19 protein-coding genes are annotated in these 21,478 nt (G+C 53.3%); 4 read left to right on the top strand and 15 right to left on the bottom strand.

Annotated features, from left to right (window positions below; genetic code table 11):
* Positions 1-12: 12 nt before the first annotated feature.
* From K5621_RS09145 to K5621_RS09115, 7 genes are all read right to left on the bottom strand, one after another.
* Positions 13-2,067: a DUF1302 domain-containing protein gene (locus K5621_RS09145; RefSeq protein WP_221050995.1), complete on the bottom strand. Its 2,055-nt coding sequence runs from the start codon at positions 2,065-2,067 to the stop codon at positions 13-15.
* A gap of 316 nt (positions 2,068-2,383) precedes the next feature.
* Positions 2,384-2,599, bottom strand: a complete 216-nt coding sequence (locus K5621_RS09140; RefSeq protein ID WP_025011156.1) for a DUF2835 domain-containing protein — start codon at positions 2,597-2,599, stop codon at positions 2,384-2,386.
* Between the two features lie 8 nt (positions 2,600-2,607).
* Entirely contained in the window at positions 2,608-5,193 is a 2,586-nt protein-coding gene (gene pepN, locus K5621_RS09135; protein ID WP_221050994.1) for an aminopeptidase N, read from the bottom strand.
* Between the two features lie 125 nt (positions 5,194-5,318).
* On the bottom strand, positions 5,319-7,382 hold the full coding sequence (gene prc / locus K5621_RS09130) for a carboxy terminal-processing peptidase (protein ID WP_221050993.1): 2,064 nt from the start codon (positions 7,380-7,382) through the stop codon (positions 5,319-5,321).
* 30 nt (positions 7,383-7,412) lie between these two features.
* Entirely contained in the window at positions 7,413-8,069 is a 657-nt protein-coding gene (proQ, locus tag K5621_RS09125) for an RNA chaperone ProQ (RefSeq protein ID WP_100142695.1), read from the bottom strand.
* Between the two features lie 263 nt (positions 8,070-8,332).
* Positions 8,333-8,791 (bottom strand): GAF domain-containing protein, encoded by a 459-nt coding sequence (locus tag K5621_RS09120; RefSeq protein WP_100142696.1) that lies wholly within the window; start codon positions 8,789-8,791, stop codon positions 8,333-8,335.
* Between the two features lie 13 nt (positions 8,792-8,804).
* Positions 8,805-9,092 (bottom strand): YebG family protein, encoded by a 288-nt coding sequence (locus tag K5621_RS09115; protein WP_221050992.1) that lies wholly within the window; start codon positions 9,090-9,092, stop codon positions 8,805-8,807.
* A gap of 169 nt (positions 9,093-9,261) precedes the next feature.
* Between K5621_RS09115 and K5621_RS09110 the strand changes: the two genes are divergently transcribed.
* From K5621_RS09110 to K5621_RS09100, 3 genes are read left to right on the top strand one after another with little or no spacing between them, the layout of a single operon-like run.
* Positions 9,262-9,936, top strand: a complete 675-nt coding sequence (locus tag K5621_RS09110; RefSeq protein ID WP_221050991.1) for a paraquat-inducible protein A — start codon at positions 9,262-9,264, stop codon at positions 9,934-9,936.
* Positions 9,926-10,564: a paraquat-inducible protein A gene (locus tag K5621_RS09105; RefSeq protein ID WP_221050990.1), complete on the top strand. Its 639-nt coding sequence runs from the start codon at positions 9,926-9,928 to the stop codon at positions 10,562-10,564. The genes K5621_RS09110 and K5621_RS09105 overlap by 11 nt, the downstream gene beginning before the upstream one ends.
* The gene (locus K5621_RS09100; protein WP_221050989.1) at positions 10,542-13,163 is read left to right on the top strand and encodes a PqiB family protein; all 2,622 of its coding nucleotides are present in this window, start codon (positions 10,542-10,544) and stop codon (positions 13,161-13,163) included. The genes K5621_RS09105 and K5621_RS09100 overlap by 23 nt, the downstream gene beginning before the upstream one ends.
* 63 nt (positions 13,164-13,226) lie before the next feature.
* Here the strand turns inward: K5621_RS09100 and K5621_RS09095 are convergent, their stop codons facing one another.
* On the bottom strand, positions 13,227-14,453 hold the full coding sequence (locus K5621_RS09095; protein ID WP_221050988.1) for a nucleoside recognition domain-containing protein: 1,227 nt from the start codon (positions 14,451-14,453) through the stop codon (positions 13,227-13,229).
* 71 nt (positions 14,454-14,524) lie between these two features.
* Between K5621_RS09095 and rsmF the strand changes: the two genes are divergently transcribed.
* Positions 14,525-15,928 (top strand): 16S rRNA (cytosine(1407)-C(5))-methyltransferase RsmF, encoded by a 1,404-nt coding sequence (rsmF, locus tag K5621_RS09090; RefSeq protein WP_221050987.1) that lies wholly within the window; start codon positions 14,525-14,527, stop codon positions 15,926-15,928.
* A gap of 370 nt (positions 15,929-16,298) precedes the next feature.
* Here the strand turns inward: rsmF and K5621_RS09085 are convergent, their stop codons facing one another.
* From K5621_RS09085 to dcd, 7 genes are read right to left on the bottom strand one after another with little or no spacing between them, the layout of a single operon-like run.
* Positions 16,299-17,087 (bottom strand): TatD family hydrolase, encoded by a 789-nt coding sequence (locus K5621_RS09085; protein ID WP_221050986.1) that lies wholly within the window; start codon positions 17,085-17,087, stop codon positions 16,299-16,301.
* 44 nt (positions 17,088-17,131) lie between these two features.
* The gene (locus tag K5621_RS09080) at positions 17,132-17,458 is read right to left on the bottom strand and encodes a PilZ domain-containing protein (RefSeq protein ID WP_025011164.1); all 327 of its coding nucleotides are present in this window, start codon (positions 17,456-17,458) and stop codon (positions 17,132-17,134) included.
* Positions 17,459-17,468: 10 nt separating this feature from the next.
* A complete protein-coding gene (gene holB / locus K5621_RS09075; RefSeq protein ID WP_229671796.1) occupies positions 17,469-18,374 on the bottom strand; it encodes a DNA polymerase III subunit delta' in 906 nt (301 codons plus the stop codon).
* Between the two features lie 31 nt (positions 18,375-18,405).
* Complete coding sequence (gene tmk, locus K5621_RS09070) at positions 18,406-19,038, bottom strand: dTMP kinase (protein ID WP_100142704.1); 633 nt, start codon at positions 19,036-19,038, stop codon at positions 18,406-18,408.
* Positions 19,038-20,045, bottom strand: coding sequence for an endolytic transglycosylase MltG (gene mltG, locus K5621_RS09065; RefSeq protein WP_100142705.1), 1,008 nt, complete (start codon positions 20,043-20,045; stop codon positions 19,038-19,040). The genes tmk and mltG overlap by 1 nt, the downstream gene beginning before the upstream one ends.
* Positions 20,042-20,875: an aminodeoxychorismate lyase gene (pabC, locus tag K5621_RS09060; protein WP_100142706.1), complete on the bottom strand. Its 834-nt coding sequence runs from the start codon at positions 20,873-20,875 to the stop codon at positions 20,042-20,044. The genes mltG and pabC overlap by 4 nt, the downstream gene beginning before the upstream one ends.
* 14 nt (positions 20,876-20,889) lie before the next feature.
* Positions 20,890-21,471 carry a dCTP deaminase gene (gene dcd, locus K5621_RS09055; protein ID WP_100142707.1) on the bottom strand — a complete coding sequence of 194 codons (582 nt, stop codon included), beginning with the start codon at positions 21,469-21,471 and terminating at the stop codon, positions 20,890-20,892.
* Between the last annotated feature and the right edge of the window lie 7 nt (positions 21,472-21,478).

The following is a 21,478-nucleotide window of genomic DNA, read 5'->3' as shown; positions in this document are numbered from 1 at the left end:
TTATTGTCCTTATCAGATCGAAAACTTAACGTTGAAAGACACATAATCGCGATCGGCCATCGCATTGGTTGTGCCTACCCCACCAAAGAAACTGTTATAGGAAAGATCCGCGCCCCAGCGGCTCTGGTAATCAAAGCTGAGTCCCAGTGCCACAGACTTGCGACCTTCGGTAAACAGGAACATAGGATCTGGGGTAATACCATCAACGTCATGGGAGAAAATCACTCTAGGTGACATATTGATGCCGGAGAACACGTTGTTAAAATCGGCCTTGGCAACAATCCGGTAACCCCAAGCGAAATCAGTCGGGAACGGATTGGTTTCAGGTCCGTTGTGCAACGCTTCAATGATGCCTGGCATATCCGGGTTGCCGCCGCTGCGCCCTGTGCCTGGACCATTGAGTCTGAGTTCATCAAAACCCGGCATATCGTGGATCCACACCCCACCCACTTCGGCGAGCATCACCAGGTTATCGGTACCCAGCGTCGGGCCAAACAGGTGGGTAAAGGTCATCTGCGCCTGAGTAGTATCGAGGCGGATAAAACCTTCGGCGTATTCACCTGGACCAACATCCTTGACATGGGAAGTGTACTGGGACAAACCATCGAGATCCGGCCTCAGCCCCGCGTTAGCCAGCTGTTGTGGCATAGCGGCAAATAACAGTTCCACATCATCAATCTGCAGAGGCTCATCCTGGCGGTGCGCGATTTCACCGGCTACAGAGGTATCACCTATCAAGGTGTTGAAACTAAAGCCGTAAAGCTTGATATCTTCCGGATAAACCACCTGGGCCTTGGAGAAGCTGTCTAGGCTAAGCAGCACTTCACGGTTAATATTGCCGGCGTTTTGCCCAAGCACCGCCATATCAGACAGCAACGCGCCAGTGCTGAAGTCCGCCGTGGTACCGCTGATGAGCGGACGGCGACTGTGGTAATTCATGTAATAAAAGCCAAACTCGGTTTCGCCCAGCTCCGGGGCGTAGTACCCCAGTTTGATACCGTACTGACCGGAATCGCTGGGAGCGGCTTCATCTTCCACCAATGTCACCTTGGTGGGATAAGCCAGCGCCATCTGTACCAACTGCTCGGTCGGAATGCTCTGTCCGGAGGCTATCATGTTGGACAGGCGGTTATATTCCTGGGTCAGGAAATCGAGGTTGATATCCGGGTTGGCGTTAAAACCAAGCTGAGCGTTTTGGTTGTAGCCACCGTAACCGACAAAGTCGTTGGTACCGAAAATCGACCCGGGAGTCGGAACCCAGATAGGCTCCCAGTCATATTGATAAAACGCTTCCACCGACAGGTTTTCGGTCACCCCCAAAGAGGCCCAAACCATACCCTGCGGCCTGAAGGCTTCCTTCAATTCCGCGCCCGGTGCGTTAAGTATGTTCAAATCCACCGGGTTGATCACCGCAATACCATGGGAAATCAGCGTGCTTTCCCCCCATGACACCACCTGATTACCCACACGGATAGTCAGTGGATTGGCACCATCGTTGAAATCGAAGTTGGCATAGACGAAGGCATCCAGCAGACGGATATCCTTACACTGCACTTCCTCGGCGCGCTTGTCGGCGCAAGGATCGTAACGGTTGCCGGTCAGAGGATCATTGAAATCGTAAATTCTGTCATTCAGCTTACGATCGTAGAAATACATGCCGCGGGCGAAAATACCGAAATTCTCATACTTGAGCGACAGTTCGTGCAGCCCCTTGAAGATTTCCGAGGTAGTATCGCCTTTAGAATAGAGGAGATTACTCAAGTCATTGTTGCTGGAATAGGAACCGGGTTGCGCCCAGATCTCGGCGGCGGTGTACTTGGTATCGGTAAAGGCGGAGTAACCGCTCCAGTCGAATCTGGGATGGTTAACCTTACCTATCTGACCATCCCAGTCACGTCCTTCCACGCGCCAACTGGCGCCCAAGGTCCATGTCGAGTCAAAGGAACCATCCACATCGCCCCATTTGAACGATACCGCTTCGACACTGGGGATCATCCCTAAACTCAGTGCCGACGCCACCCCCAAAGCGAGCGCCGACTTGTTAAAACGGTTTATCACTGTTTTCATTTATCGCTTCTCCGTAACCTGCTGGATTAATTGTTATAGGAGTCTCAACCAACATCTTGTTAGCTCACAGGTAACACCATTGTTACAGCAATTAATGCTGATGAGCAAGGCAGATACTGAGAAATTTATCTTGCAGATTTGAGGACTTAAGGTCGTTAGTTCGTGCACTGAAGGGGACAAAATTTAAATTTTTGTTGCGTATGCGGGCGACAAATGGCGGTGACAGCTATAAGCCGCTTAATTTCAATGAATTAACCTTTGTTACAGGCATAAAAAAACGGCCGACTGATTTAGTCGACCGTTTTAAGTAATTACTCTAAAGTTGTTTTAAAGAAATGAATTTTCCATCCCGGTCCAATCTGAGATGGAATTCACCGTGAATACCATCGGCGGTCAGAAAAGGGCGTAGACGGCGGCCGTTGATCCAGAGGATCTTGCCACCCTTCTCCCTGACCTCAACATTCTCGGCAATACCTTGATAGTAAGGTAAAAAATCTTGATAACTCAGATTGAGGCGAAAGTAAAATTCCATCTTTGTACTCAGTCTTCCAGTGCGCGGCTGACCTTCTCATAGAGATCCCGCGACAGCTCAGGCATAGCCAACAGCTCCTGCAGACAAGCCTTCATTTTGGCCTGGCGCTCGTCATCAAACTTGGCAAACTGGATCAGCGGAGTGATGATCCGCGCTGCCACTTGCGGGTTGAGGCTATTGAGCTGTTTGAGCATGGCGGTAAGGAAAGCATATCCCTTGCCGTCCAAGCGGTGGAATTGACGCACATTGGCCGCGGCAAAACTGCCCACCAGAGAACGAACCCGGTTGGGATTATTCAGACTGAAGGCCGGATGTTGCAACAGGGTCTCGAGTCTGGCGATCACCCCATCATCTGTCGCCATCGCCTGCAGGCTGAACCACTTGTCCATAACCAGAGGGGTCTGGTTCCAGCGCTGCTCGAATGTCTGCATCAGGGCATCACGGCACTGACAATCGGCATCGTTAGCGGCAAGCAGCGCGCCCAGCGCATCTGTCATGCCAGAGGCCAATGCAAACTGCTGTTCAATCAAAGACTCATGTTCATCAGAGACTTTGGCCAGCAGCCAAAGCAGAGTATTTTTTAAACTGCGGGCGGCGGCATCATCCTGCGACAGTAATTGACGATAACGGGCCAACAGCTCATCTTCACAGCCACTGGCGATGGCTTCAATCACAAAGTCGCGGGCCAGCAACAGGGCATCCAATTCCACCTTATCGGCCTGTTCAATCAAGGACGACACTGAAAGCAGCTTGAGAATTTCGGCCGCAAGGCCCTTATCCAAAGCGTCATCCAGCATCACACCTCTGAAGCCGTCGACAACCCGAGGATCCAGATGCATCCCCTGCCCCTGTTCGAGCAAAGCAACGTTGGCCCACACGGCGCGGCTGAAGAGGCTCATCGCCGCTTCCCAACGGGCCACTTCACTGCTGGCATGGCGCAGTAAGCAAAGCAGCTGCACTGTGCTGTAGTCATACTTGAGCTTCACCGGCGCCGAAAAGTCCTGCAACAGCGAAGGAATTGGACGGGCACTGATACCCTTGAACTCTAATGTCTGCTCAGCCTGGGTAAAATCAAACACTTGGTTGACCAATGCGTTGCCGTCATTACCCAGCAGTTCCAGGCTGAACGGAATATGTAATGGTGCCTTGGCCGCTTCTCCGGCGCGCACTGGGGTGAACTGTTTGAGGTGCAGGCGGTAGGTCGCTGTGCTTGCATCATACTCATCAGTCACTGTTACCTGAGGGGTGCCCGCCTGGCTATACCAGAGGCGAAACTGAGTCAGATCTTTACCCGAGGCATCTTCCATAGCGGCGACAAAGTCATCACAGGTAACCGCCTGGCCATCGTGACGCTCGAAATAAAGCTTCATCCCCGCCTGAAAGGCCTGCTCACCCAGCAGGGTGTGCATCATGCGGATCACTTCGGCACCCTTGTTGTAAACAGTGACTGTATAGAAGTTATTCATCTCTATCACGCTTTCGGGGCGAATAGGATGCGACATCGGCCCCGAGTCCTCGGCGAACTGCTGATTCTTGATGACCTTGATGGCATGAATACGGTTGACGGCCCGGGAGCCGAGATCTGAGCTGAATTCCTGATCGCGAAATACGGTCAGCCCCTCTTTCAGGCTAAGCTGGAACCAGTCACGGCAAGTTACCCGGTTGCCGGTCCAGTTGTGAAAATATTCGTGGCCAATGACAGACTCTATGCCGTGGAAGTCATCATCGGTCGCCGTGTCATTATCCGCCAACACATACTTGGTGTTGAAAACATTCAGGCCCTTGTTTTCCATGGCGCCCATGTTAAAGAAGTCCACAGCCACCACCATGTAGATATCGAGATCGTACTCGAGGTCAAAGCGTGACTCGTCCCAGGCCATCGCCTTTTTCAATGAAGCCATGGCGTGTCCGGCCTTGTGCAGGTTGCCCTTGTCGACAAACACCTGCAGTTTGACCTCTCTGCCTGAGCGGGTGGTAAAACTGTCTTCCAACAGGTCAAAGTCACCGGCAACCAGCGCAAACAAGTACGCGGGTTTAGGGAAAGGGTCTTGCCAGACGGCGAAATGACGACCATCGTCCATCTCCCCTTTTTCCAGCAGATTGCCGTTGGAAAGCAGGAAAGGAAACGCCTTGTCGGCTTCGATACGTACCTGGTATTTGGCCAGCACATCGGGACGGTCGAGAAAATAGGTGATGCGTCTGAAACCTTCCGCCTCACACTGAGTGCAATAGGCGCCATCGGACATGTACAGACCTTCCAGTGCCGAGTTATCGGCCGGGCTGATACGGGTCACCAGAGTCAATTCAAATTCGTTGAGTTCAGTTTCAAGCAGCAGTTTACCCGGTTCGAGGCGATAGTCGGCAGGTTCACCGTTAACCAATAGCTGTTCCAATTCCAGCTCATCACCGTCAAGCTGCAAAGGTTCATTGTGATTGCCGTTGCGCCTAACCTGGCTGACGGCCGTCACTCGGGTTTGCTTGGGTTCGAGCTGAAATGAGAGGGACAGTTCTGGGATCAAAAACGCCGGTGGACGATAATCGGCCAGGCGCTTGGCCTGCAGTTGGTCCGGGGAAAGGGTTTGTGCTTCAGACATAGGTCATCCTTAATTCGTTGGGCACTGGCAGTCGCTGAGTTCGTTGACTGATCTTGCCTCTGTGAGCGCTGGGAGCAAACAAAAAACGCGCAATCAGCGCGTTTTTATGTTTCCTGGAGCCAGCATCAATTTGCGCTGTTTTTTGCCAATCTCTGATAGTCCACCATATCCAGAGTGATATAGACGGCTTCATCGAGGAAGGCATCCGGAGTCTCGATTTTTTTCTCATCTTCGGAGACATTTTCATCGTCATCCAGAGACTTCAAGGGTTCGAGACCATGGTCAACCCGACGTTCGTTGAGGCGGGCCAACTGTTTTTGATCGTCCTTATCCCGCTCGGCCAGGCGCTCGCTTTCCACCAGAGAAACACTCTTCTCTTTATGGTGTTTCTTGAACTCGCCTATGTCCTGCAGTATATAACCGAACTCGACGTCCTGCTGGATCCGGCTCTGGTGGCGTTTCGCAAGATTGCTGACCATTTCTGCGCCGATTTCACCCAAAGGCTGGTACTTGGCTACAGGCACCTTATCCCATGGCAGCGCATTGTCTTCTTCCGCTTCACCGTATTCACCCGGCTCCAACGCACTGGGGAACGGGATATCCGGAGTCACCCCTTTCAGCTGGGTACTGCCACCATTGATACGGTAGAACTTGGCAATGGTGTACTGCACATGGCCAACCGGCTTTTCATACAGGTCATAGATACGGCCAAGGCTCTTGTGCTGCTGCACTGTGCCCTTACCGAAGGTAGACTCACCGATAATCAAGGCGCGGCCATAATCCTGCAATGCAGCGGCAAAAATTTCCGAGGCCGAGGCCGAGTAACGGTCAACCATCACTGTGAGAGGGCCGTCGTAATAGCTCTTACCATCGTTGTCGCGGTTTTCGCTGATGCGACCATTGGCATCACGAATTTGCACCACAGGTCCCTGGTCGATAAACAGCCCTGTTAGCAAGGTCGCTTCGGTCAAGGCGCCACCACCGTTACCACGCAGGTCGACAATCACGCCTTCAACCTTGGCTTCATTGAGGGTTTGCAACTCTTTGGCCACGTCGCGGGATAAGTCCATATAGAAGCCGGGGATCTGGATAACACCGATTTTACGCTGGGCGTAAGGACCGGTTTCCGGCTCGACTATCTTGGAAGTCGCCGCCCTGTCTTCGAGACGAATTTTGTCCCGCACCACAGTCACATTGATGGGTTTAGCATTGGAGCCGCCTTTCTTGGGCAGCACCTGCAAAGTCACGGTACTGCCTTTAGGCCCCTTGATCAGCTCAACCACATCGTCCAGGCGCCAGCCGATAACATCGACCATCTCCTTGCCTTCCTGACCCACGCCGACAATTTTGTCTTCTGGCGCCAATTTCTCACTCAGCGCCGCCGGACCACCGGCCACCAGACTCTTGATAACCGTGTAGTCATCTTCCATCTGCAGCACAGCACCTATCCCTTCCAAGCTCAGGTTCATCTCCATCTGGAAACGTTCGGCATTACGGGGAGACAGATAACTAGTGTGCGGTTCAACACTGCGGGCAAAGGCATTCATCAGCCCCTGGAACACATCTTCGCTGTTAGTTTGCTTCAGGCGTTTGATGGCATTGTTGTAGCGCTTACCCAGCACATCAACAATCTCTGGCCACTCTTTACCGGTAAGCTTAAGGTTAAGGGCATCGTACTTGACCCGTTGACGCCACAACTCATTGAGCTCGGCCTCGTCTTTGGGCCAGGTGGCATCTTTACGATCAAAGACATAAGCATCGCCGGCCTGATTAAAGTCCATCTCTTTGTCGAGCAGACTCAAGGCATAGGCAAAACGCTCGTAACGACGCTGCTGCACCAAATCGTACATCTTGTACGCAGGTTCCAGATCGCCGCTGCGCACCATATCGTCAAACTGGTTGGCATAGACTTTAAAGCTGTCGATATCGCTCTGCAGCAATACATTGCGGCGATAGTCGAGCTGTTCGAGATAACGCTTGAAGATCTGCTGCGAGAAGGCATCATCCAGATCGAATCTGTGATAATGGGAGCGACTGAACAGGCCGGTAATCCGTTTGCTGGCAACCTTGTGTTGTGGCTCCTGTTGTAGATGGGGTAACTCGCTGACCGGGACTGCCGGTGAGATAGCCAGCGCCTGGGAACCCATAAAGACACTGGCGATCGATGCAGCAAGAATAAATTTTCGCATCAGCAAGTTACTCCTTTCTATTTGATGATTTTACAGCAGAATATGTTCCACACGAACCTTGACTGACAGGCCGGAATCCAGTTGAACGTGAACATCTTCTTTATTGATGTCGAGGATCACACCGGCTACCGGCGTCATACCCAATTTGACATTCACTCGCTGTGAAGGTTTCAGCTCTTCCAACACAGCTGGAACCAATTCCACGGCTGGAGCAGCAGGCTTCGGCTTACGGGCCACTTTTTTGTCGCTGCGTGGGCGCTCACTGCGAGGCTTGTCACCCTGAGGACGTGGCTTACGCGCAGGCTTAGCCTTCTTGGCTTCACCTTCTTTGGCAGGCTCAGCCGCACGGCGGGCCTTGGCCTTTTCCTGACTCTCTTTCAGCGTCGCCTTGGCATGTTCAATATGTTCGGGATCCAGTTCGCCGCAAGGGTTACCATCGAGGTCTACCCGCTGAGCGCCTTCCTTGATGCACTTAAGATAGCGCCAACTGTTGGTATAGCGTCTCAGGGCGACCCTCAGTTGGGTCTTACTGACTTTGGAATCATCAGCCAACCTTTCAGCCAAATCCTGAAACAGTCCTATCTTCAGCGGTTTGGTTTCTCCTTCGGCGATAAAGCACAAAGGAAATGTTTCATACAAATACGCCAGAATAGCGTTGGTGTCGGTCAACTTTTCTGTTGATTCCATCATTACTTCCACAGTTAACAGGGGACGTCAGTGGTCAGTTAGGTCTGCTGTACTCACGGCGTCGTTCATCTTCGTTAATCCCTTGGGGGATAACGTACAAATTAGCATGCATTCGGCCATTGCCAAAGACATGACACAAAACTTAACATTTCAGCCCGATAGGGCCAAGCACCACAAACGGTCAGTTGGCCCACAAAGCGGCCGCCTATTATAAGCTGCACGCGCCTTAATGCGACCACCAATTGTGGCAAATTGTACAGGGATTAACCAAATAAGCACTTTTCCAGACTCTGCACTAGGGTCTCCAGTCCGGTTTGATCCTCTTTATCGAAGCGCGACAGGCTGGGACTGTCGATATCCAGCACGGCAATCAGTTCGCCCTGACGATAGAGTGGGATCACAATTTCCGAATTACTGGCGGCATCGCAGGCAATATGTCCGGCAAACTGATGCACATCCTCAACCAACTGAGTCTCAGCCTTTGCAGCCGCAGTGCCACAGACACCTTTACCCATTGGGATCCGAGTACATGCCAGCTTGCCTTGAAAGGGGCCAAGCACCAGTTGCTCGCCCTTGAGCAGATAAAAGCCCACCCAATTGATATCCTCAAGCTGTTCATTCAACAAAGCAGAAAAGTTGGCCATGGCACAAATCACATCGTCTTCACCGGCGAATAGTGCCTGTACCTGACGGTTGAGCGTATCGTAAAACTGAGCTTTCATCTGGGGTTCCGGGTTATACTTTTTCTGATTCTGTCTTCTTCTTGTTGCTCTTGGCAGGGGCCGGCGCTTTTACCGGGGCGCCCTTGAGCAGATTCGCCAATGTATCTTTATGAGAAGCTAAATAAAAAGCAAGTTTTTCCGCTGTATTATCATCCAGCTCCAATTCACTACTCTGAATAAAGGGGATTAAGTTATCCGCGATGTCGAGCATCTTATCGTAGGCATCAGCCTCCTTCTTAGATGTAAATGTCATCTTCTCAACCCCTTCTCTGACCACAACGTACTGAGTTATAACGGCCATGACCTTCCTCACACTGTTTAAATATACAGTAAATAGATTGACATAAAATGCGCTATAGATGCAAGAGACGCGTTCTTTCTGATAGTATTTGCGAGTTTGTTTTGTCGATTAACTCCAATGGACCCACAAGCAACGCAGTTAGCGTGTTGGCGATTAAGCTTGGGTCACCATGGCCAAAACAGGACATATCCAGCACTTGAAAGCTTATACTCCAAGCGACAGCAAGCCAGACTGCAGCATAGTGCTCTGCCGCGCCTGTGATTTGGCGGTGAGTAAACGCGCCTTGCCCTCCGGCGTCAGAGCGCTTTGTCCAAGATGCCATACGGCGCTTTATGATGCGCCTTACTGCTCCATCAATGGCATGCTGGCGTTATGTATCAGTGCCCTGCTGTTTTATCTGCCCGCCATGCTGCTACCCGTACTGGAAATGCACTTTCTCGGCAGTGTCAGAACCACGACCGCATACCAGGGCGCCTTGGCGGTGATGAACCAAGGTTATTGGATAGTGGGGATTGCCGTATTGGTGGCGGCAGTAATAGCCCCCGGGGTGCTCAACCTGTCGATTTTTATTCAAGTGCTGATCATCAAGACAGGTCTAGTACAGCATCACTTCTGGCGCCGTGTTCTTACTTGGCAGCTCAAGAAGCAAGGCCTGCTGTCGCAAATGACCATGCTGGAAATTTATGTGATCAGTTTCCTGGTTTCCGCCTTTCAGTTGTCCGACTTCTCTGATGTTTACTTTGGCATGGGAACCTTTTGTTTTACCATGCTGTTTTTAGTGACTCTCTTCCTGCAACGCGAATATAACCTGGAGCATATGTGGAGTTTTCTCGATGAAAGCTAAAAAGCAGCTCCAGGGCAAAGACATGGGCCTGTGCACCTGCCCCGCCTGTAAAAAACTCAATCAGATAGAGAATGAGTATTGCAGTCGCTGCCAAAACCCACTCAGGCTAAGGGACGAAACCAGTCTGCAAAAAAGCTGGGCCTTGTTGATCACCGCAGCCATCTTGTTGATCCCGGCCAACATCTATCCCATTACCATGCTCACCAAACAGGGCAAGGTTACCTACGACACCATTTTTTCCGGCATCACCCATCTGGTACAGTCGGATATGTTACCCATCGCCATCATAGTCTTTACCGCCAGTATTCTGGTGCCCTGGCTGAAGATTATCGGCCTGGCTTTCTATCTGACGGCGATCAGTTTCAACCTGCCTATCCCCAAACGGCCACTGATGGCCGGGTTTCATATCATAGAATGGATTGGACGCTGGTCTATGCTGGATCTGTTTGTCATATCCATTACCGTTGCCCTAGTTAATATGGGGCAATTGCTGGACGCCAAGCCGGCGCCGGCGGCAACTGCGTTTGCCTTGGTCATCCTCTTTACCCAACTTGCGGCCAAGGTGTTGGACACACGTTTACTTTGGGATCAACTGGACACAGAAGATGACGCAAATCGAAAAGCCTAAAATAGTCAAAAAGAAGCTTTTTTCCCCCATCTGGCTGTTACCTATAGTGGCGTTGGCCTTGGGCGCTTGGCTGGGGCTAAAGAGCATCAAGGAATCCGGCATTGAGGTGCGGATCCACTTCCCCAGTGCCAGTGGTATGGATGTGGGCAAGACACTGGTGCGCTATCAGGGCCTGACCGTCGGCAAGGTGGTGGATATCTCCATCGATGAAGAGCTGCAGGGCGTGAACGTCGATGTATTGATGGACTACCGCGCCGAGCCTTTCCTCAGGGATGAAACCAAGTTCTGGCTGGTGACCCCCAAGGCATCCATCACAGGTGTCGAAGGTTTGGATGCCTTGTTCTCGGGGAACTATATAGGCATTCAACCCGGAGACGGCGATTCACGTTACAGCTACGAGGCCGAGCGCTCTGCCCCGGCCGTGCTGCCCAGTAACGATGGCTTAGTAGTTGAACTGAGCGCCGATCGCCTCGGCTCACTGGATGTGGGCTCTCCGGTATTCTATCGCCAGGTACCGGTTGGCAGTGTGGTCAGCTATCGACTCGACAACAGTGACAAGCTGCTACTGAGCGCCTTTATTCAGGAGCAATATGCCTATCTGGTCAAGAAAGACTCCCGCTTTTGGAATGTCTCCGGCATAGAGATCAACGCCTCACTTTCCGGCGTTAAGGTCAGCGCAGAGAGCCTGGCGGCGATACTCGCCGGCGGCATCAACTTTGATTCCCCCGAAAGCTCAAAGAACGCAGTAAACGGCGATAGTTTCACCCTATATGGCAATGAAACAGAAGCCAGTGGCGGCGCCAGCTTTATTCTGTCGGCAAAAAACGCCGATGGCCTCAACAAGGGCAGCCCCATTCTCTACCGCGGTTTGCCCATTGGGGAAATCGAAGAGATAGTGCTGGCCGATGACGGCGTGGCGCTGCATGCCCGCCTGGACGCCCCCTACTCGAGTCTTTTGACCGGCACGGCGCAGTTTTGGCGTGAAGGCGCCGAGCTGTCACTGTCCGGCATAAAACACCCGGGCCGATTGCTGAGCGGCGATGCCATCGCCTTTCTCCCGGGTACGGGCGAGGCCCAAACCCGTTACGCCTTGGCCGAGCAGGCGCCGGATCTCAGCAAGGCCAAGGCGCTAAAGATAACGCTTAGAGCCGATGAAAACCCCGGCATCAGCCCAGATGCCGAGCTGAGGTACAAGAAGATCGCCATAGGCAAGGTCACTTCAGTTGCCCTGAGCCGGGACTTCAATTCGGTCGAGTACCAGGCCGAGGTGTTGCCCGAGTTTGCCCCGTTGCTGACTCAAGGCAGTGACTTCATCGCCGAAGCCGCGCTGGACTTCAACGCCTCACTGGACGGCGTCAGCCTCAAGAGCGGCGATTTTACGACCCTCACCAAGGGCAGTGTCAGCTTAAGACGCGGCCAAAGCCGCAAGGGCGCCGATCTTTCCAAGCCGCTGCCGCTGTTTGCCTCAAGTGCCGAGGCTGGCCACTATTACCAAGGCATGGAGCAGCTCAAATGGCAACTCTACAGCGATGATGGCGCCGACTTGAGCCCGGGCGCACCTGTCTACTACAAGAAGATGCAGATAGGACAGGTGAAACAGGTTAGCTGGCAGAGCCAGGATGACAGATTTGCCATTGCGCTCGCCATAGACCATACCTTTGCGCCCCTACTCAAACCCAATGCCGTGTTTTGGCGCAATCAGGCGGTGTCAATCGATGCCGGACTTTCGGGAGTCAAGCTGGATGTCGCGCCGCTGGCCGGTGCCATCAAGGGCAGTATCAGTTTGGGCTTTTTGGAGCAAGGCGAGCCCAACAATAAGCTGCTTTATGCCTCCGAGTCACTGGCGCGCAATCAGGCCGTTGCCATTGGGCTGAGCTTCCCGGCCAGTGCCACTATCAAACCAGGTGCCGCTATCCGCTATCAGGGGCATCAGATAGGTGAAGTCACCCGGGTAACCTTGAGTGACGATCTCCACAGCCAGCAACTCAGTGCCTTTCTCTATGGCCGCTATGCCGAGCCGTTTCTCAAAAGCGACAGTCGCTACAGCCTGGTCAACGCCGAAATATCCCTTAAGGGCATAAAGGCACCGGAAACCCTGCTGACCGGCGCCTATATCAGTGCCCTGCCGGGCCAAGCCGCCGAAGTGAGCCGGCAGTTCAGCGGCCAAGTACACACGGCGGTTGCCCCAGAGGCCGATGCGCTGCAACTGGTGCTGAGCAAGCCCAGCCTGGGCTCGGTCAACGTAGGCACAGGGATCTTCTTTCGCGGCATTCAAATTGGCGATGTAACCAGTTACCGGCTGGCGCCCAAGGGCGATGAAGTCTGGATCCAGACCCAGATTGCCGCGCCCTATCGGCATCTTATCAACCAGAGCAGCAGGTTCTACGACTTGTCCGGTATTCGGGTCGATTTGGGGCTGTTTTCCGGAGCCCAAATCGAAACCGGCTCATTGGAAACCATACTCGCCGGCGGCATAGGAGTGGTCACTGAACTCGACAACCAAAGCAGCAAACCGCTTGAAAACCAGAGCCTGATGCCACTTCATGACAAACCCGAGCGCGACTGGCTCGATTGGCGTCCAAGACTCAGCCAGCCATAAAACCCAAACGGGGCTCATCTGAGTCCCGTTTTTTTAAGTCTGTAATCCTACCTATGTTTCACCTCAGCCATAAAACCAATAACACACCGCAATAGCAGTGCAGATACCCGCCAGATCGGCAAACAAACCACAAGCCAGTGCATGACGGCCATTGCGGATACCGACAGCACCAAAATACACCGCCAGCACATAAAATGTGGTTTCAGTACTGCCCTGGAAAATGGCCGCCAGCCTGCCGGCAAAAGAATCGACGCCGTAATGGGCCATGGTTTCCAGCATCATGGCTCTGGCGCCTGAGCCGCTCAAAGGCTTCATCAGGGCGGTTGGCAAGGCATCGATAAAGCGGCCATCCATCCCCATATGGCTCACCAAAGCGGCAATCACCCCGAGTAGATAATCCAGTGCGCCGGAGGCGCGCAGTAAGGCTATCGCCAACAGCATGGCCAGCAGATAAGGAATAAGCCGCACCGACTGCTCAAACCCCGACTTGGCGCCTTCAATAAACTCATCGTAAACCGCCACCCGCCTAAGCAGCGCCACCAATACAAAGGCAAAGATGATCCCCAGCAGCAAACCGTTCCCCAGCATGGCGGAGACTTCGCCGATCCGCTCGGCTCCCAGGGTCAACAGGTACATCACTCCGGCGCTGAGACCGCCGAGCAGTATTGCGCCATAACTCAGCACCACCCAATCCAGCAAGCGTATCCTTTGCACCAGCGCCACCAAACTCAAACCCGCCAGGGTCGAGCCCAGGGTAGAGAGTAAAATCGGCAGGAAAATGTCGGCAGGATCAGCCGCTCCTTGCTGCGCCCGATACAGAAAAACCGTCACGGGTACCAAAGTCACGGAAGAGGTGTTGAGCACCAAAAACAGGATCTGGGCATTGGTGGCGGTCTTCTTGTCGGGGTTCAGGCTTTGCAGATCCGCCATCGCCTTAAGTCCCAATGGTGTGGCGGCATTGTCCAACCCCAGCATATTGGCGGTCAGGTTCATGGTGACGCTGCCATAGGCGGGATGGCCTCTTGGCACTTCTGGCATCAACTTGCTGAGCAGCGGCTCAAATACCCAGGCGATGGCGGCAACCACTCCGGCTTTTTCCCCGAGACGCATCAGCCCCATCCACAGGGTCAACACCCCAATCAATCCCAGGGCTATTTCGGCGGCCAATTTGGCGCTGTCAAACATCGCCGTGACTGACTCATTGAGCACGGTCGCATCGCCGCTCATCAAACGCAGCAAAATCGCTCCCAGCGCGATAATAAAGAACAGACTCCAAACCCGGTTCAACACCTAAAACACCCCACAGTCGCCGCGCCCGAGTGTGCTATACTGCCGCCATCCCGGGGTCACCCTTTTTGTTTATGGTTCAATTAAATCAGAATTTTATCAACAGTATCGCCAAGGATCTGCCAGAACATCTCAAGCTCGAGGATTTTATTCACTTTTGCAGCTTACCATTGAGAGCCGCCTTGCGGGTCAACACCCTCAAAATCAGCGTCGATGAATTCCTCTCGAGAATGCGGGCCAAAGGCTGGCAGTTCGAAACCATTCCCTGGTGCCCAGAAGGCTTTTGGTACCAGGCGGGTGATAGCCAACCCGGAAACTGTATCGAACATCAGCAAGGGCTGTTTTACATTCAGGAGGCGAGCTCCATGCTGCCACCCGTGGCGCTGCTTGAACCCGGAATGGAGCGGGTGCTGGATATGGCCTCGGCGCCGGGATCCAAGACCACACAAATGGCGGCCATGATGGCCAATGGAGGCGTGCTGATCGCCAACGAATACTCCTCCAGCCGCGTCAAAGTGCTGCATGCCAATCTACAGAGAATGGGGGTCAGCAATACCGCCCTGACCCACTTCGATGCCAGGGTATTCGGCCAATACCAGTATGAATCCATGGATGCCGTGTTGCTCGACGCCCCCTGTAGCGGTGAAGGCACGGTACGTAAGGATCCGGATGCCCTCAAACACTGGGATCCACAGGAGATAGCCGACATTGCCGCCACCCAGAGGGATCTGATAGATTCCGCCTTTCTGGCGCTTAAGCCTGGCGGGGTAATGGTGTACTCCACCTGTACCCTCAACAGCCAGGAAAACCAGGCCGTACTGCAACACCTTAAGCAAAAATATGGCGCTGCCGTGGCCTTTGAGTCACTTGAATCACTGTTTGCCGGAGCGGAAAAAGCCTGCACGACCGAGGGCTTCCTGCATATTTGGCCGCAAATCTATGACAGCGAAGGTTTCTTTGTTGCCAAGGTGCGTAAGCTGAGTTCAGTGGCGCGCGAAAGTGATGAACCCAAACAGCAAAAGCAGTTTCCTTTCAGTCCCGCCAGTACCAAACAGCAACAGGCCATCGCCACCGAACTGCAGCGGTTGCTCGGCAAAACGCTTCCCGAAGGCAGCCTCTGGATCCGGGATCAGGAGTACTGGCTGTTTCCCAGCGGCTTTGAGCCCTTTATCGGCAAGATGCGTTATCAGCGTATCGGCCTTAAGCTCGCCGATGACAGTAAGCATGGGTTAAAACTGCGCCATGAGGCCTTAATGGCCTTGGGAGTAACCGCCGACAAGGGTTATGAAGTTACAGAGCCTGAGGCTCAGGCTTATCTGATGGGCCGGGATATCGCGCTGGATGGCAGTGAAAAGGCCCGTGGTGAGCTGGTATTGACCTGGGGCGGGCAAGTGCTTGGGTTGGGTAAACATCTGGGCAACCGGCTGAAGAACAACCTGCCTCGGGAGCTGGTCAAAGACAAGATCTGCCTATCCTGAAAGCCTTGGCCGTCCTGAAAGCATTAGGTAAACGCCGCTGCCGCTACGCTTTCAATTAAACTCGCCTGAATGCTTAAAAGAGTGGCTTATTAAGTCATTCTTTTAAGTGCCCTTCCTTAAATCGATCTCTATTTTTGTTATATCTTATATCAATTGGTGCTAACAAATCTGCCGGTCAAATACCTCTTTTATCGGCGTTCGGCTAATATTTAGTCAGAGATAGCCAATCCTGTCGGATCTCAACATTAGCGCACGGCTCAACCATGAGCCATTCCCCTAGGCCCAAAACAATTGGAATAGTTTTGGGCCTTTTTTTATCTGCAGCTTTTATGGCAGATGACCAGTGGTTGGATATCCCTAAGCCTGCACCCTATCTTGCCGCAAGTTTGGCCGCATCCTTGAACAGGGTAAAAAAGTTGTCTGTGGTGTACAGGGCCAACTCTTCAAAGGACTCTCCTCTGAGCTCGGCAACAAACTCGGCGACATCACGAACAAAGGCCGGCTGATTCTCTTTTCCCCGATGAGGCACGGGTGCCAGATAAGGCGAATCGGTTTCGACCAACAGCCTGTCTTTGGGAATTTTACGGATAACACTTCGTAGCTCACCGGCATTTTTAAAGCTGACGATACCGGAAACCGAAATATAAAAGCCCAGATCCATCGCCGCCTTGGCCATTTCCCAGTTCTCGGTAAAGCAGTGCAGTACCCCGCCGCACTGTTCGGCGCCACCGTTCTTCAGTATGGCTATGGTGTCTTCTCTGGCATCCCGGGTGTGAACAATCAAAGGCTTGGCCACTTCTCTGGCCAGTGCCACTTGTTGCTCAAAGCATTGTTGCTGCAAGGCCTTGGTATCATCGGCATAGAAATAATCCAGCCCAGTCTCGCCAATGGCCACAACTTTCGGATCGGCGGCATAACTCTTGAGTTCATTGAGATCCAATCCCTCTTTCACATCCAAAGGATGCACCCCGGAAGACAGGAACACCTGCTCAAACCCGGCGACTTTGGCCTTCATCTCGGCAAAACCTTTTTGCCGGACATTGACACAAAGAAAATAGTCTACCCCCCGAGCCTTGGCGGCATCGAGCAACTGACTGAGGCTTTCGGGATCCGGCGCGGCTTTGAGGCGATCGAGATGGCAATGGGAATCAACTAACACTTGGAAATCCACCCACAATTGAAAAGGACGGCAAGGATAGCGCCCTACATAGTGCAGGTCAAATCACCCGAGGCCAGCTCTCTGGAGAGGAGTTTTTCGATATGATGCTTGTGGGATTCGGGATCCGAGAGAATTTTAACCCCGATACCGGCCGGGCGTCCTCCGGAAGCACCGAGCGGGTTGATCCACACCACGACCCCCTGAAACTCATTGACATGAGTCGAGCCCGGCAAACGATAACCTATCTGGATCTCCTGACCGAGGAAATGCCCCTCGGTCGTTGCCACAAACAGGCCCGCTGGCTGAATAAAAGGCATGTAAGCACGATACAACTGGTGCAGGGTGTCAAAATTCACTGTCAGATCGACCATAGGATACTTTTTAAGTTTTCAGTCTCTTATATTCTAAGACATAATTCTGGCAAAGCGCCAAGTAGTTGACACTCGGCATCTGGCTCAGACGATTACAGGTATCCATCACCTTGGCAGCCAGGGTCGCTATTCGCGCCCGCAGCAAGGGGTCCTCCCCTTCGGTGGTTAACAGCTCTCTATGTAACACCAAGTATAAAACTCTAAGTACATCAGAGATTTGTTCTTCACCTACCGTTAACAAGCTAGCACACAGATGGCCCGTTAACAAACTGGTGCGCCAATCGCGGCGATAATCCAATAAGGTCTGATATCTGTCAGATTGCAAAACCTCTGCCAACTTTAGCGGTCCGCCGACGACGGGCAAACACCAGGTAACATCGGCCGGCAGCGGCAATTGCTGCGCCAGCCAGGACTGAATGGCACTATTGTCCGGAAGTTTTACCTGCACTCTCTGACAACGACTGGATATGGTAGGCAGCAGCCCGGCGGTGCTGTCGGTCTGTAGAATAATCAGTGTCCCCTGCCCCGGCTCTTCCAGGGTTTTCAGTAGGGCATTAGCCGCCGCTTGATTGAGGCGCTCACTTTGGGCGATAAGCGCTACGCGCCGCCCACCTTGCTGGGCCGTGGAGGTGAGATCCTGACAAAGCGCCCGCACCTGATCCACTTTTATCTGTTTACCATCGGCTTCGAGAAGATGAAAATCGGGATGGTTACCGGCGAGCAGCAGCTGGCAGCTCTTGCAATGACCGCACTCTCCCCGAGCTGTGGGTTCGCTGCACAGGGCCGCCGCGGCTATCTCTTCGGCAAGCTTCATGCCGCCATAGCCTTGAGAAAGCCCCAGTAGCAACGCATGAGGCATCTGAGCCGAGTGCAGTTGCTGCATAAAACGGGCTTTGGCGTCACTTAACCAGGGCATGTCCACTTTCATCACTCCTTATACCGCGTGCTTACCAATCTTTGGTTTGCAACACAGCCAGAATATCTTTATGCACTTCGGCCATGCTCTGACTGGCGTCGATAACCGCTATGCTGTCGTCCTGTTGGGCCAGGCTCAGATAGGTGGCACGGGTTCGTTCAAAGAAGGCCAGCTCCTGTTGCTCGATTCGATCCAGCTCACCACGGTTGGCGGCGCGGGTTAGCCCAAGGCTTGGCTCTATGTCAAGATACAGGGTCAAGTCTGGTTTAAAATCCCCAAGGGTGGCGGCGCTGACTGCGCTGACCAATGGCATCAACCCCCGACCACCGCCCTGATAAGCCAGGGACGACAGATTGTGTCTGTCGCCGAGCACCCAACGGTCCTCGGCCAGCGCCGGCTTGATCACTCGGGCCACCAGTTGCGCCCTGGCGGCATACAGCAGCAGACATTCAGATTCGTCACACAGAGGGTCGCTTGCATCGGCCACCTTCACCAAGTCACGGATCTTCTCCGCCAACGGGGTACCACCCGGCTCACGGGTACAGACAGGTGCCTTACCGGTATGTTTTTCGATAAAGTCTCGCACCAATGCGATGGCGCTGGACTTACCGGCACCTTCCAGGCCCTCGATAACGATAAATTTTGCAGTGGCTTTTTGTGGCATTATCTCTTTCTCTGATACTGGTTTACGGCGCGGTTATGTTCGGCCAGTGTACGGGAAAATACATGGCTGCCGTCATTGCGGGAAACGAAGTAGAGGTACTCCACGGCTTCCGGGTGTGCGGCCGCCAGCAAGGCTTCCCGCCCGGGCGCGGCAATAGGTGTCGGCGGCAGTCCAAAAATACGGTAGGTGTTAAATGGCGTTTCTTCGCGCAGATCTTTACGGGTGATATTGCCATCAAAGCGCTCACCCATGCCGTAAATGACTGTGGGATCTGTCTGCAAACGCATACGTTTTTTCAAGCGATTGACAAATACTGCCGCTATCTTGCCGCGCTCCTCTGCCAGGCCGGTTTCCTTTTCTATGATGGAGGCCAGGATCAAGAGTTCATAGGGACTCTTGAGCGGAATACTCTGATCCCGCTGCTGCCAGATACTCTCCAGTTGTTGCTGCATCTTGATAAAGCTTTGGGTCAACAGAGTATTGAGCTCTGTGCCGGCACGATACTGATAGGTATCCGGGAAAAACTTGCCTTCCGGCAAGCCGCTGCTATCCCCTTGGGCTTCGAGCACATCGATAAACGGCTTGTCGCTGACCTTGAGATGCGCCAGGGTCTGCAGATATGCTTGCCACTCACGAATAGTCTTACCCTCTACCAGCGTCAGGGTGAATGTCTTCTCGTCACCGGCCACCAGCCGCTCCAGCAAAGACACAGGGGTGTCGCCAGGTTCAATCTGGTAGAGACCGCTGCGAATGGCGGTCATCTGCGGGTATAGCTTACCCCAGAGCTTCCAGTGCCAGTCAAACTCCAACAACTGCTGCTTTTGCAACTCTTGCCCCAACTGGTAAAAGGAGGTGCCTCGTTTCAGCAGCAGCTCTCTGGGTTCATCCAGCTTCAGCTCGGTGGCCGCAAAGCGGTTGAGTTCGTTGTAACCCCAAAAACCGACGCCCAGCGCCAGAGTCATCAGGGTAAACACAAAGGCCAGGGCCGCAACTAAGCATTTTTTCATAATTGGATAGCAAGCGCCTTGCGAAGAGGTGTGCTGCCGGGCCAGAGTTCAAAGTTTTGCTGATCCACAGCAATAACATCGACCAAACCCAACAGGCTGTTACTGATAAAGAGGTGCCGCGCCCGTTGCAGCATCTCTGTGTTAATAGGGCACAGCTGCACGTCTATGCCCTGGTCGAGCAAGGCCATGATCAACTGTTGTCGCATCACTCCAGAGACACCAGAGTAATTCATGGCCGGTGAATACGCCGTCAGTTTACCTTGTTCATTAGGTAGTAGCAGGAACAGATTGGCCATCGAGGATTCGAGCAGTAAATCGTCGCAATCCAGTACCAGCCAATCATCAAAGCCTTCAGGCAATGGCTGCGCCTTGATAAGCACCTGTTCCAGGCGATTGAGGTGTTTGATGCCGGCAAGCCTAGGCTGTTTGCCAAGCCTGATGGATGAGGTCTTGAGGGCAATCCCTTTTTGCTGCCAATCTGGGTAATGCACCGGCAATGGCGCCAGGCTGATGACTTCGGTGACCAAAGCGTCTGCAGGCGGCGTATAACCACGGCCGCCCTCTCCCCGGGTGAGCTGCAACTTAAGACAGCTGTGGGGATTGGCGATGGCGATGCGCTTGAGGCTTGAGTACAAGGCATCCGATGCCTGCCAGACAAAACCCAAGCGCAGCGCCCCCTGAGTCAAGCGGGCAAGATGCTCACTCAGAAAGGCTATCTGTCCCTTACCATCCACCGCCATGGTTGCAAACAGGCCATCACCATAGGTAAATCCCCGATCGCGAACGCAGACGCTATCCTGCTCTTTTCCCTGAACCCAGACACCACTCATGCGCAATCCAAGGTTCAGTCCTGGCTGATCCGACTGGCGACCGCGTCCTGCTGATCGCGATACTTGGCGTTCTTGCGGGTGTTGTAGGGTCTGGCCACAGGACGGGCCAAACGCTCAAAGTTCAATGCGCCTATGGTCATCATGGGACGCAATGCCAGCGGTAATTTACCGCTGTTGTAAAACTCAAGCACAATTCGCCCCTGCCAGCCCGGATCGATACGATGCGCGGTCACGTGCACCATCAAGCCCAGACGCGCCAGTGATGAGCGACCATCGAGCCAGCCGACTATGTCGGAAGGCAGGTGAACACTCTCATAGGTCACCGCCAATGCCAGCTCGCCCGGATGTAAAAAGAAAGCATCGCCGTCGGCAATATCTATCTGCTCGCTCATCACTCTATCCAGCGCGGCCTGCACTTCGGCCTTAGGGCCACTGAGATCTATATAAGGCGCAGTGTGATCCTTGAACACCCGAAACTGGTGACCCAGACGCACATCAACACTCACGCCACTGATGGCCTCTATGCCAGGACGGGGATCTATGACTATGCTGCCCTCGTCCAGACATTGTTCAATTTCGATATCAGTTAATCGCATCTCGCCT

Origin of the sequence: Shewanella carassii, from assembly GCF_019670705.1 — a bacterium.
GTDB classification, from domain to species: Bacteria; Pseudomonadota; Gammaproteobacteria; order Enterobacterales; family Shewanellaceae; genus Shewanella; species Shewanella carassii.
The sequence above is the reverse complement of the archived record's forward strand: the minus strand, read 5'-3'. Positions and strand labels throughout refer to the sequence as shown.